Raw genomic sequence first — 11,783 nt, 5'->3', positions numbered from 1 at the left:
GCATGGCGGCGCCGCGGATCGACATCGACGCGTACGTCAAGGGTGTCCTCGACGGGAAGCGGGCGCAGATCGCGCGCGCCATCACGCTCGTCGAGTCGACCCGGCCCCAACACCGCGCGCTGGCGCAGGAGTTGCTCACTCAGCTGCTTCCGCACAGTGGGCGGGCGCGGCGGATCGGCATCAGCGGCGTGCCCGGCGTGGGCAAGTCGACGTTCATCGACGCGCTCGGCACGATGCTGACCGGGCTCGGGCACCGGGTCGCGGTCCTCGCCGTCGACCCGTCGTCGACCCGGACGGGGGGCTCCATCCTCGGCGACAAGACGCGGATGGAACGCCTCGCGGTGGACCCGGCGGCGTTCGTGCGTCCATCGCCCACCGCGGGGACGCTCGGCGGGGTCGCGAAGGCCACGCGCGAGTCGATCGTGGTGATGGAGGCGGCGGGGTACGACGTCGTGCTGGTGGAGACGGTGGGCGTGGGCCAGTCGGAGACGGCGGTGGCGAACATGGTCGACTCGTTCCTGCTCCTGTCGCTCGCGCGCACCGGCGACCAGTTGCAGGGCATCAAGAAGGGCGTTTTGGAACTGGCGGACGTCCTCGCGATCAACAAGGCGGACGGCCCGCACGAACGTGACGCGCGCTCGGCGGCGCGTGAACTGGCGGGCGCGCTGCGGCTCATGCATCCGGCGGACGCGGCGTGGACTCCCCCGGTGCTCAGTTGCAGCGCACGCGAGTCCAGCGGCCTCGACGAGGTGTGGGACCGCCTGGAACAGCACCGCACGCTCCTCGACTCCACGGGCCGCCTCGCCGCCAAGCGGCGCGACCAGCAGGTCGACTGGACGTGGACGATGGTGCGGGACGAGCTGCTCGACCGGCTGCGGGGTAACGGCGCCGTACGGGATCTGGCCCCTGAGCTCGAACAGCGCGTACGGGAGGGCACGTTGACAGCCACGTTGGCGGCCGAGCGGATTCTGGAGGCGTTCCAGGGGCGCGGGAGCGGTTCGGACTGATCGCCGAAGCCCCTTACGGAAGTAGGGGGCTGCTTGGCGCCTTCGTCGACTGCCCCACGCCCTTGGCCTCGTCCACGCACACGCACACGCGCACGCCCTGACCGTGGCCCCCGACGCCGTCCGGCGACGTCACACCGTAGATTCGATCTGTGCGCGCCCCGCCCGGCGCGCACCCGAACGCCCGCATCACCCGTCGAAGGAGCCACCCGCCCCATGCCCACCGCTGCCTCCGACGAAGCTCCCGTTCTCCTGCGCGTGCACGGCCGTGCGGGGCATCTCGTCCTCAACCGCCCCCGCTCCATCAATGCCCTCAACCACGCCATGGTCCGGCTGCTGGACGACGCCCTCACCGCGTGGGAGCGGGACGACGCCATCGCGACCGTCGTCCTCACCGGCGCAGGCACCCGCGGGCTGTGTGCCGGCGGCGACATCCGGTCCATCCATGACGACGTCCGTGCGGGCGGCGGCGCCGCGTCCGTGGCCTTCTGGCGTGACGAGTACCGGCTCAACGCCCGTATCGCCCGCTTCCCGAAGCCGTACGTGGCCGTCATGGACGGCATCGTGATGGGCGGCGGAGTCGGCGTCTCGGCGCACGGCAGCGTGCGGATCGTCACCGAGCGCTCCCGGATCGCCATGCCGGAGACAGGGATCGGCTTCGTGCCGGACGTCGGCGGTACCTACCTGCTGTCGCGGGCGCCCGGCGAACTCGGTACCCACCTCGCGCTGACCGGGTCGGCGGTGGGCGCGGGCGACGCGATCCTGTGCGGTCTCGCCGACCACTACGTGCCGTCGGAGCGGCTGGCGGAGTTCACGGCTGCCCTCGCCGACGCCGAGGTGAGCCAGGTGGTCGCGGAGTACGCCACCGCCGCGCCCGAGGGCGAACTCGCCGGCCAGCGAGAGTGGATCGACTCCTGCTGCACCGCCGACTCCGTGGAGGAGATCGTCGACCGGCTCTACACCTCCGGTGACCACGCGGCCAAGGAGACCGCCGAGACCATCCTCTCCAAGTCGCCGACCTCCCTCAAGGTCACCCTCGCCGCCCTGCGCCGGGCCCGCGCCCTCACCTCCCTGGAGCAGGTGCTCGACCAGGAGTACCGCGTGTCGGCCGCAGCGATCACCGCGCCGGACCTGGTCGAGGGAATCCGCGCCCAGGTCGTCGACAAGGACCGTGATCCGCACTGGTCCCCGGCCGAACTCGCCCAGGTGACCGACGCGGACGTGGCCCGCCACTTCGCGCCGCGCGACGGCGACGAGCTCGGTCTGGCGGCCGGGACTGGCTCGCGGTGACCCTGATCCGGGTCCTGGACGCACCCGCTACGGCGGATCGATCTCCGTGATCACGGCGAGGAGCTGGAACGGCAGCTCCTTGTCCCACTGGGATACGCCGAGCGCTATCCACCGCTCGTCGACCCGCCACAGGTGAAGGTCCGGCACCGAGCAGCTCAGCGAACCCCACGGCTCCGGTATCTCCTCGGCCGCGTCGGCCGCGTCCTCGAAGGCGTGGACACCGCCCTGCGTCCGCTCGAAGAGGCTCGCCAGGCTGAACCTCTGGGGCGCTCCCCAGCGCTCGGCGAGCAGGACCGTCAGGCCGTCGCGCTCGGCGTCGTACTGATCGGAGGTCGCCTCCCACCGCGTGCCGTCGTCCTCCCAGAAGTCGCCACTCGTCAGTAACTCGGCGATGTGATAACCCGGACCGCCGACGCCGCACGACGACCTGCCGCGCTCCGCGGGGAACTCCCGTGAGCGCAGCAGGTCGATCGCGGCGAGATGCTCTGCGGTACTCATGACACCCAGTAAAGCGGCCGCCACTGACAACTGGCCCGCCGTCAGGCCCCGGGCGTCACCATCCGGACACGGGCCGCACGGCACCTGCCGCACGACCCGTCACGCGTCGCGCCGCCGCACCGCCCACCAGCCCGCGAGCAGCGCGGCGGCCGCCCACGCCGCGGTGACGGCAAGACCGGCCCAGGGCCCGAGAGTTCCGGTCGGGTTCTCGTGGAGCACCTGCTGTCCCGCCCGGTCCGGCAGGAAGCCCGCGACGCCGCTCGCCACGTCCCCGACCACGAAGGAGACGATCAGAGTGAACGGGATGAGGATGCTCAGTACGGCGACGCCGCTGCGCAGCACCATGGTCAGGCCCGCGGCGAGCAGCGCCATGAGCGCGAGGTAGACGCCTCCGCCCACGCACGCCCGAAGGGCGCCGTCATGGCCGAGTCCGATGGCGTACTCCCCCAGGAACGCCTGACCGGTCAGGAAACCGACGAAGCTGGTGAGGATGCCCACCCCGAGGGCCAGCGCGCCCACGACGGCGACCTTGGCCCCGTAGAAGAGCCCTCTGCGCGGCACCGCGGTGAGCGAGATCCGCAGCGCGCCGTTCAGGTACTCGGACGACATCGCCGTCGTACCGAAGCTGATGGCGGCGATCTGGCCGAAGTTGAGTGCGTAGAAGGCGCCGAACAGCGGCTCGTAGTCGGCGTTGTCCGCCTCCGCCGTGCCCACCGCGGCGAACGCGAGCACGGTGATGGCGACGGTCGCCACGAACACGGCGATGAGCGAACCGAGACTGGCACGCACCGACTTGATCTTGATCCACTCCGAGCGGAGCACGGCGGACGTCGACATGGTCAGGCCTCCTGGCGGGTCGTCGAGGGGGCGGCGGCGAACTCGGTGTCGTCGGCCGTGAGGGCGAGGTAGGCCTGCTCCAAGGAGGCCCGCTCGTCGGAGAGTTCGAGGAGGGGGATGCCATGGCCCGCGGCGATGGACCCGATCTCGTCGGCCTGCGCACCGTCCACCGTCCAGCGGCCGTCGTCCCCTTCCGTCATCGCGTACCCCTTGCCCTCCAGGAGGCCCCGGAGCCGGTCGCTCTCCGGGGTACGCAGCCGCACCCTGGGGCTGCTGTGCGCCGCGATGAAGTCCGGCATCGAGGTGTCGGCGAGCAGCTTGCCCCGGCCGAGGACCACGAGGTGGTCGGCGAACGTGGCGGTCTCGTTCATGAGGTGGCTGGACACGAGGACCGTCCGGCCCTCGCGGGCGAGGCGGCGAAGGAGTTCGCGGATCCAGATGATGCCTTCGGGGTCGAGACCGTTGGACGGTTCGTCCAGCATGATGACGCGCGGGTCGCCGAGCAGCGCCGCCGCGATGCCCAGGCGCTGACGCATGCCGAGGGAGAACGTCTTGATCCGGCGCCCCGCCACGGAGTTGAGGCCCGCCTCTTCGAGTACCTCCGCCACGCGGCGGGCGGGGATGCGGTTGCTCGCGGCGAGCGCGAGGAGGTGGTTGCGTGCGCTGCGCGAGCCGTGTGCGGCCTGGGCGTCGAGCAGGGCCCCCACGTGGCGCAGGGGTTCGTCGAGGGCCGCATAGGGGCGGCCGCCCACCGTCGCCGTGCCCGAAGTGGGCCGGTCGAGGCCGAGGACGAGCCGCATCGTGGTGGACTTGCCCGCTCCGTTGGGGCCGAGGAACCCGGTGACCCTGCCCGGCCGGACGCTGAACGTCAGCCCGTCCACCGCGCGGGTGGTGCCGTACTCCTTGGTGAGGTCTTGGACGTCGATGCTGGTCATGGGCTCAGCCTCGCGGCCGGCGGTACGCCAGGGCTTCCCCCGCCCGGGGGCTTGATCTCCCCCTCACGGGGGAGCCGCTCGGCCCGGCCCCGCTGGCACGATGGCGTGATGCCCCGCTTCCTCCGGCCGCTCATCCGCGCGGTGACCTACACGCGCTGGCTGCATCTGCTCATGGGCGCGGCCATCTCGTTGATCATCGCGTTCATCTATCCCGGGCTCAGTGACCCCTCCTTCGCCGATTGGGTGCTGATCGCGGTCCAGCCGATCCCGCTGGTGGCGGCGGCCGCCCTGCTGCCGTCGATGCGCCGGGCGGAGGGGCTGCAGGCCCGGCTGATGCTGTTTCCGGGGCAGCACGCGCGCGTGCCGGGTGATGACGAGGATCCCGGTGTCTCCGTGGCTCCTTCCGCGTCCTGGCGCGACCGGGGCAGGACGGCGGTGTGGCTCGTGCTGCGCCTCGAGGCCGGGGCCGCGGCGACGTTCTGCACGGTGCAGTTGCTGGGGACCATGCTGGCGCTGCTGGGATCGGCGTCGGAACCCGGCGAAGACCCCGGTGTGCTCCTGCCCGTTCCCGCGCCGAACTGGACCAACGCGCTGCTCGCGCCGCTCCCCGTGCTGCTGCTCCTCGCCCTGGCCGTGGTCGCGGGCCGGCTGATGGCCTCGGCCGCCCGGCGTCTGCTCGGGCCCTCCCCCAAGGAGCGGCTCGCCGCCCTGGAGGAGCGCACCGAGCAGCTTCTCGAACGCAACCGCATCGCGCACGAACTGCACGATTCCATCGGGCACGCGCTGACCGTCGCGGTCGTCCAGGCGGGCGCGGCGCGGGCCGCGGCCGACCCTGAGTTCACCGACCGGGCGCTCGGCGCGATCGAGGAGACCGGCCGTGCGGCTCTGGAGGACCTGGAGCGTGTCCTGCGCGTGCTGCGGGAGGACGGGCGGCCCGCGAGCCGCCGCCCCACGCTCGCCGACGCCGGCCAACTCCTCGACTCCGCGCGCGCTTCGGGGGCCGAGGTCGCCACCGAAGTGACAGGTCCCTTGGACCAGCTGCCGGGACCGGTGTCCCGCGAGGCCTACCGCATGCTCCAGGAGGCCCTGACGAACGTGCTGCGCCACTCCGGCCCCGTTCCGGTACAGGTGCGGCTCACGGTCGACGACGCGGCCCTGGAGATCGACGTACGCAACGCCCTGCCCCGGGCAGGGGACGTCACCGGGCGTGGTGGCAGCGGGCTGCGCGGCATCCGGGAGCGGGCCACGCTGCTCGGCGGCCGGGCCGTCACGGGTCCTCGTGGGGGCGAGTGGCAGGTGCACGTCGAGCTGCCCCTGGGGTGACCTACGCTGACCGGATGCCGGTCACCGTCCTGCTCGTCGACGACGAACCCCTCGTACGCGCGGGCCTCCGCGCCGTCCTCGAGGCGCAACCCGACATCGAGGTCGTCGGCGAGGCGGCCGACGGCGCGGCGGTGATTCCGCTCGTGCGCCAACTGCGGCCCGACGTGGTCGCCATGGACGTCCGCATGCCGCTCCTCGACGGCATCGAGGCCACGCGCGCGGTCCTGCGCACCGTGCAGGACCCGCCGAAGATCCTGGTCGTGACGACCTTCGAGAACGACGAGTACGTGTACGAGGCGCTGCGCGCGGGTGCCGATGGTTTCCTGCTCAAGCGCGCCCGTCCCGCGGAGATCGTGAACGCCGTCCGTCTGGTCGCGGAGGGCGATTCGCTGCTGTTCCCGGTGGCGGTGCGGCAGCTCGCGGGCGCGTACGGCCGACGGCCGGGCAACACGGCGGCCAGGGCGGCCCTCGACCGGGCGGCGCTCACCGAGCGCGAGGCGGACGTCCTGCGCCTCATGACGCGCGGCCTGTCGAACGCGGAGATCGCGAAGGAGCTGATCGTCGGCGCCGAGACCGTCAAGTCGCATGTGAGTTCCGTCCTGTCGAAGCTGGGGGCCCGCGACCGGACGCAGGCGGTCATCACCGCGTACGAATCCGGTTTCGTGGCACCGGGGTGAGGGCGACGGCTGATCGGCACTCCGTGCCACAGGTGGGCCCGGCACTCGCAGCGGTCGGCCCCGGCGAGTACGATCCGCCCATCATGCGCACGAGCTGGGAGGACGGACGTTGGGGCGGCTGACCGGCGGGGATCCCTCTCTGCTGCGGCGGATCAACTCCGCGGTGGTGCTGCACGCGCTGCGTGCGGCGGACTTCGCGACACTCACCGAGGTCACCCGGGTGACGGGGCTTTCGAGGCCGACCGTCGAGGGCGTGGTCGAGGGGCTCATCGAGGCCGGGCTCGTGGTGGAGACCGCCGCCGAGGAAGGCGCGGCCAGACGCCAGGGACGGCCTGCCCGGAGGTTCCGCTTCCGGGCGGAGGCGGGGCATCTGCTCGGCCTGGAGATCGGCCCGCACCGGGTGGCCGCCGTCCTCTCGGATCTGGACGGCCGGGTGCTGGGAACCGCCGCCAAGGACGTGGACGAGACGGCGTCGGCGGACGAACGCATCGAGCGGCTGCGCACGGCGGTCGCCGATCTGCTGCGCCGATGCGGGGTCGCCCGCAGTTCACTGCGCGCGGTCGGCGTCGGCAGCCCCGGCATCGTGGAGGCGGACGGTACGGTGCGCCTGGGCACCGCGCTGCCGGAGTGGACCGGACTCCCGCTGGGCGAGCGCCTTCGCCGGTCCTTCAAGTGCCCGGTCCTGGTGGAGAACGACGCGAACACGGCGGCCGTGGCCGAACACTGGAAGGGCGCGGCGGCCGAGTCCGACGACGTGGTGTTCGTCCTCGCGGGGCTCAGCCCGGGTGCGGGGGCGCTGATCGGCGGACGGCTGCACCGCGGCTACGGCGGCGCCGCAGGGGAGATCGGCGCCCTGCATCTCCTGGGCCGCGACGTGACACCGGAGACGCTCCTTTCGACCACGGACGAGCCGCTGCACCCGCTCGACGAGCAGGCGGTGGCGGAAGTGTTCGCCCACGCGCGTGAGGGTGACGAGCGGGCGCGGCAGGCTGTGGAGCGGTTCATACAGCGCCTGGTGCACGACGTGGCGGCGCTGGTGCTCGCCCTTGACCCCGAACTGGTCGTCGTGGGCGGCTGGGCGGCGGGTCTGGATGGTGTGCTGGAGCCGCTGCGCCGCGAGTTGGCCCGCTACTGCCTGCGGCCGCCGCGGGTGGCCCTCTCCATGCTCGGCGAGGCCGCCGTCGCCACGGGCGCGCTGCGCCTCGCCCTCGACCACGTCGAGGAGCAGCTGTTCGCGGTGGAGGGGACAGTCACGGCGCGGCGCTGAGGCGCCGCGCCGACGCGAGGGTCAGGAAGCCTGGCGCTCGGGGCCGTGGTGGATCTCGACGCCGCCCGCGTCGCCGAACGTGAGGCGGCAGGTGTCCGCGCGGTACGTGGCCACGGAGACCGCCGCGGTGCGTCCCTCGGTGAAGAAGCGGGTCGTCACGACGAGGACCGGGGCTCCGGGCAGCCGGTCGAGCGCCTTGGCGTCGTCCGCGCGGGCCGAGCCGAGCTCCACGGCGCGGTCCTGTCCTTCGAGGCCGAGCCGGTGCAGCTCGCGCAGTACGGCACGCGCGCGTGCCGGTCCGGAGGGGGCGTCGACGGCGGAGAGCTCCGTGACGGATGACATCGGCACGTAAAGGAGTTCGGCGGCCACGGGCTGGCCGTGCGAGACGCGTGTGCGCCGCACGACGTGCACCTGGTCGTCGGGGTCGGCGGCCAGCATGCGGGCCACTTCGGCGGGCGGGACCGCCGGTGCGCAGTCGGCGGGCTGCCAGGCGTCGCCGACCTCGCCCGGCCAGGTGCCTTGTGCGGATCCGACGGCCACACCCATCCGCGGCGGGGCGACGGTCGTGCCGACGCCGCGGCGGCGCTGCAGCCTGCCTTCCAGTTCGAGCTGCTCCAGTGCCTGCCGGAGCGTGGCGCGGGCGACGCCGAAGCGGGCCGCGAGATCACGTTCGTTGGGCAGGATCTCGCCGACGGCGAACTCGGAGTCGAGTGCCTGGCTGAGCACGGTCTTGAGGTGCCAGTACTTCGGCTCCGGCGCCGTTTCCAGCTGCGTGGTCCCCACCCTGTCCTCCGCAATCGCCGTGTGCCGGCGGCTTTTTAGCGCCCTTGTTTATTAAAGGTTCCTGCACTATCTCTGCGACGATAGAGCGGCACCCACCCTTGGTCAAGACCAATCCTGGATCCGTTACAGCGTGCACAGGGACGATGCCACAGAGCATTCACGCGATGTTGGCGTCGGGTCACGCGCACGTAGCGAACAAGACAAAATCCCCCGCCCTGTAAGGACGGGGGTGACGGGGATCCGTCAGCTGCGGCCTAGGAGACGAGACCGACCAGCTTGTCCGGGTTGCGGATGATGTAGAGGTTGGTGATCCGGCCGTCGGAGACGTCCAGTTGGAAGAGGGAGTCGGGTTTGCCGTCGACCAGGACCAGCACGGAACCGGCGCCGTTGACCTCCAGGAACCGGGCCTCCAGCTCCGCCCCCTGCGGCACGCCCTTGCGGACCGCGCCGCCGAGGAACCGGCCCACCTTGTCGGCCGTCTCGATGGCGCGCAGCGGGCCCTTCGCCTTGCCGCCGCTGTCGCCGACGAGGCGTACGCCCGGAGCGAGCAGGGACACCAGGCCGTCCAGGTCGCCGCCGGTCGCCGCGGCGAGGAACCGCTCGGTCAGGTCCCTGCGCTCGTCCGGATCCACCGCATAGCGCGGCCTGCCCTCGTCGACGTGCTTGCGGGCCCGCGACGCGAGCTGCCGCACGGCGGGCTCGCCGCGGTCCAGCGTGAGGGCGATCTCCGAGAACGGGAACCCGAAGGCCTCCCGCAGCACGAACACCGCGCGCTCCAGGGGCGAGAGTGACTCCAGGACGACCATGACGGCGATGGAGACGGAGTCGGCGAGCACGGCTTGCTCGGCGGTGTCGGGGACGGTCGGCCCGTAGTCCGTGACCAGGGGTTCGGGCAGCCATGGACCGACGTAGGACTCGCGGCGTGACTGCACGTGGCGCAGCCGGTCGATCGCGAGCCGCGTGGTGACACGCACCAAGTAGGCGCGCGGTTCGCGCACCTGCGACTGGTCGGCCGCCGACCAGCGCAGCCAGGACTCCTGCACGACGTCCTCCGCGTCGGCCACCCGGCCGAGCATGCGGTAGGCCACGCCCATCAGGACGGGCCGGTGCTCTTCGAAGACGTCGGTCACGGTGTCGGTCGCCACCTCTCCATCCCAGCCGACGGACCAGCCGGTGTCCAGGCGAATTCGGTGCGTCGCGCCCCACACCGGCCGGACAGCCGCCCCGCCCACCCCCTTGAACTCGAGGCTACTGAGCGGTAATTGTTGCTGACAAGGTGTCTAAGGTGTCCGAGGACCGTCGCCGCGCGACGGGGTCTGGAGCAGCAGAATGGCCGCAGAAGTGTCCTTCAGCGTCGAATCGCCCGGTGGCCCGCGGACGCTGTCCGTCGCCTACGAACGCGCGGGCGAGGGCGAGCCGCTGCTCCTGCTGCACGGCATCGGGCACCACCGCCAGGCGTGGGACCCGGTGTTCGGCATATTGGCCGCCGAGTACGACGTGATAGCCGTGGACCTGCCGGGCTTCGGGGAGTCCGCCGCCCTGCCCGACGGGCTGCCGTACGACATCTCGACGGTGGTGTCCGTGCTCGGCGCGCTGTGCGAGGCGCTGGAGATCGAGCGTCCGCACGTGGCGGGCAACTCGCTGGGCGGTCTGCTCGCCCTGGAGCTCGGCCGGGAGAAGCTCGTGCGCTCGGTCACCGCGCTGTCCCCCGCGGGTTTCTGGACGCCCGGGGAGCGGCGGTACGCGTTCAACACCCTGCTCGCCATGCGGCACGGGGCGCGGATCCTTCCGTTGCCGCTGATCGAACGGCTCTCGCGGACCGCGGCCGGGCGTGCGGCGCTCACCAGCACCATCTACGCCCACCCCGGGCGCCGTTCAGCCGAGGCCGTCGTCGCCGAGACGCTCGCGCTGCGTGGGGCCACCGGGTTCGAGCAGACCCTCGCCGCAGGGCGTGACGTGCTCTTCAGCGACGACGTGCCCGGAGTCGCCGTCACCGTCGCGTGGGGCTCGCGCGACCGGATCCTGCTGCGCCGCCAGGGCGTTCGCGCGAAGCACGCCGTCCCCGCAGCGCGTCTGGTGCGCCTTCCCGGCTGTGGCCACGTCCCGATGAACGACGATCCGGCGCTCGTCTCGCGCGTCGTCCTCGACACCTGCCGCCGCGTGCCGGCCGCGTAGCACGCCGGAGCCGAGGACCACCCCGGCGCCGACGAGCGCGCTCCCCACAGCCTGCGGGACACCGTAGGCACCGGTGCCGACCAGCGGTGCGGTGAAGGCCGCGGCGACGGGAATGAGCCCGGAGAAGAGGGTGGCGCGCTCGGCGCCGATGCGCTGGATGCCCGAGTACCAGCAGACGAACCCGATGACGGTGACGACCCCCGACTGCCACAGCAGGGCCGTTGCCTCGGTGGTGCCGGGCATCCGCAGCCAGTCGCCACCGTCCACCACGACACCGATGAGGGCCGACTCGGCGGCGGCGATCCCGCACACCGTCGCAGAGAGCAGCTTGGGGCCGAGCGGCCGCAGCACGGGAACGGCGAGGACCGCGAAGCCGACCTCGCCCGCGAGCGCGCCCACGGAGAAGAGGATGCCGACCGCGTCCGTACGGCCCCACCCCTGCACGGTGAACGCTCCCGCCGCCACGATCAACGCCCCGTACAAGACCGCCCGTTGCGGCTTCCGCCCCGCAAGAAGAGGCACGATGACCGCCACGACGACCGGAGCGCAGCCCACGAAGACACCCGGTACGGCAGGTTCCGCCGTGCGTTCGGCGGCGAGGATCGCCACGTTGAAGCCGACCATGCCGACGGCGGCGAGCACGGCGAGCCGCCCCCACTGGCGACGCGTCAGGCGGCGCAGCGGCGCGGTGCCACCCCGCCCGAGCAGCGGCAGGAGCAGCAGGCAGGCCAGGCCGTAGCGCAGGAACTGGCCGCCCGCGTACGGGTAGTCGCCGAGGAGGCTGTTGGCGGTGAAGGAGCCGCCGACGAGGAGGCAGGCGAGGGCGGCGAGGAGGGACCCGCGCGTGAGGTTCGCGTTCATGTCCCTGACGTTAGGAACGGACGCGGACCGGTTTAAGGTCCACTTGGGCGGCCTGTTCGGGGACCACTTTCCGGGCGGCCCCGGCAAGTCCGTCTCTCCCGGGTGCCCGGCCCCGGTAGTCCGTCGCCGTCAG

At 72.4% G+C, this 11,783-nt stretch carries 11 protein-coding genes and 1 pseudogene; 6 read left to right on the top strand and 6 right to left on the bottom strand.

The window, feature by feature from the left end; all coding sequences use genetic code 11:
- The first annotated feature begins 2 nt into the window (after positions 1 to 2).
- Positions 3 to 1,007, top strand: a complete 1,005-nt coding sequence (gene meaB / locus ACIBCK_RS06905; RefSeq protein WP_399387462.1) for a methylmalonyl Co-A mutase-associated GTPase MeaB — start codon at positions 3 to 5, stop codon at positions 1,005 to 1,007.
- 213 nt (positions 1,008 to 1,220) lie between these two features.
- On the top strand, positions 1,221 to 2,294 hold the full coding sequence (locus ACIBCK_RS06900) for an enoyl-CoA hydratase/isomerase family protein (RefSeq protein WP_399387460.1): 1,074 nt from the start codon (positions 1,221 to 1,223) through the stop codon (positions 2,292 to 2,294).
- A 27-nt stretch (positions 2,295 to 2,321) separates the two neighbouring features.
- Here the strand turns inward: ACIBCK_RS06900 and ACIBCK_RS06895 are convergent, their stop codons facing one another.
- The 3 genes from ACIBCK_RS06895 to ACIBCK_RS06885 form a co-directional block, all read right to left on the bottom strand.
- Positions 2,322 to 2,792: a hypothetical protein gene (locus ACIBCK_RS06895; RefSeq protein WP_399387458.1), complete on the bottom strand. Its 471-nt coding sequence runs from the start codon at positions 2,790 to 2,792 to the stop codon at positions 2,322 to 2,324.
- Between the two features lie 99 nt (positions 2,793 to 2,891).
- Entirely contained in the window at positions 2,892 to 3,629 is a 738-nt protein-coding gene (locus ACIBCK_RS06890; RefSeq protein WP_399387456.1) for an ABC transporter permease, read from the bottom strand.
- Positions 3,630 to 3,631: 2 nt separating this feature from the next.
- Entirely contained in the window at positions 3,632 to 4,564 is a 933-nt protein-coding gene (locus ACIBCK_RS06885; protein ID WP_399387454.1) for an ABC transporter ATP-binding protein, read from the bottom strand.
- Between the two features lie 108 nt (positions 4,565 to 4,672).
- Here ACIBCK_RS06885 and ACIBCK_RS06880 point away from each other — a divergent pair, with 108 nt between their 5' ends.
- The 3 genes from ACIBCK_RS06880 (at position 4,673) to ACIBCK_RS06870 (ending at position 7,831) form a co-directional block, all read left to right on the top strand.
- Complete coding sequence (locus ACIBCK_RS06880; protein WP_399387452.1) at positions 4,673 to 5,887, top strand: sensor histidine kinase; 1,215 nt, start codon at positions 4,673 to 4,675, stop codon at positions 5,885 to 5,887.
- A 14-nt stretch (positions 5,888 to 5,901) separates the two neighbouring features.
- Positions 5,902 to 6,564: a response regulator gene (locus ACIBCK_RS06875; protein WP_399387451.1), complete on the top strand. Its 663-nt coding sequence runs from the start codon at positions 5,902 to 5,904 to the stop codon at positions 6,562 to 6,564.
- Between the two features lie 109 nt (positions 6,565 to 6,673).
- Positions 6,674 to 7,831 (top strand): ROK family transcriptional regulator, encoded by a 1,158-nt coding sequence (locus tag ACIBCK_RS06870; protein WP_399387449.1) that lies wholly within the window; start codon positions 6,674 to 6,676, stop codon positions 7,829 to 7,831.
- A 21-nt stretch (positions 7,832 to 7,852) separates the two neighbouring features.
- Here the strand turns inward: ACIBCK_RS06870 and ACIBCK_RS06865 are convergent, their stop codons facing one another.
- Positions 7,853 to 8,614, bottom strand: a complete 762-nt coding sequence (locus ACIBCK_RS06865) for a GntR family transcriptional regulator (RefSeq protein ID WP_399387447.1) — start codon at positions 8,612 to 8,614, stop codon at positions 7,853 to 7,855.
- A 254-nt stretch (positions 8,615 to 8,868) separates the two neighbouring features.
- On the bottom strand, positions 8,869 to 9,759 hold the full coding sequence (gene sigJ, locus ACIBCK_RS06860; protein WP_399387445.1) for an RNA polymerase sigma factor SigJ: 891 nt from the start codon (positions 9,757 to 9,759) through the stop codon (positions 8,869 to 8,871).
- Positions 9,760 to 9,943: 184 nt separating this feature from the next.
- Between sigJ and ACIBCK_RS06855 the strand changes: the two genes are divergently transcribed.
- Complete coding sequence (locus ACIBCK_RS06855) at positions 9,944 to 10,789, top strand: alpha/beta fold hydrolase (protein WP_399387443.1); 846 nt, start codon at positions 9,944 to 9,946, stop codon at positions 10,787 to 10,789.
- Positions 10,790 to 10,813: 24 nt separating this feature from the next.
- On the opposite strand, the pseudogene ACIBCK_RS06850 reads toward ACIBCK_RS06855, so the two are convergent.
- Positions 10,814 to 11,650, bottom strand: a pseudogene (locus ACIBCK_RS06850) (DMT family transporter); the annotation flags it as partial.
- Positions 11,651 to 11,783 lie beyond the last annotated feature (133 nt).

Source organism: Streptomyces sp. NPDC051218 (assembly GCF_044455475.1).
Taxonomy (GTDB): Bacteria; Actinomycetota; Actinomycetes; order Streptomycetales; family Streptomycetaceae; genus Streptomyces.
This window is presented reverse-complemented; position numbering and strand designations above follow the sequence as displayed.

What these genes read in the sequence shown, in the direction of transcription:
- meaB (WP_399387462.1), top strand. Translation starts at nt 3, where the DNA reads ATGGCGGCGCCGCGGATCGACATCGACGCGTACGTCAAGGGTGTCCTC.
- ACIBCK_RS06900 (WP_399387460.1), top strand. Translation starts at nt 1,221, where the DNA reads ATGCCCACCGCTGCCTCCGACGAAGCTCCCGTTCTCCTGCGCGTGCAC.
- ACIBCK_RS06895 (WP_399387458.1), bottom strand. Translation starts at nt 2,792, where the DNA reads ATGAGTACCGCAGAGCATCTCGCCGCGATCGACCTGCTGCGCTCACGG.
- ACIBCK_RS06890 (WP_399387456.1), bottom strand. Translation starts at nt 3,629, where the DNA reads ATGTCGACGTCCGCCGTGCTCCGCTCGGAGTGGATCAAGATCAAGTCG.
- ACIBCK_RS06885 (WP_399387454.1), bottom strand. Translation starts at nt 4,564, where the DNA reads ATGACCAGCATCGACGTCCAAGACCTCACCAAGGAGTACGGCACCACC.
- ACIBCK_RS06880 (WP_399387452.1), top strand. Translation starts at nt 4,673, where the DNA reads ATGCCCCGCTTCCTCCGGCCGCTCATCCGCGCGGTGACCTACACGCGC.
- ACIBCK_RS06875 (WP_399387451.1), top strand. Translation starts at nt 5,902, where the DNA reads ATGCCGGTCACCGTCCTGCTCGTCGACGACGAACCCCTCGTACGCGCG.
- ACIBCK_RS06855 (WP_399387443.1), top strand. Translation starts at nt 9,944, where the DNA reads ATGGCCGCAGAAGTGTCCTTCAGCGTCGAATCGCCCGGTGGCCCGCGG.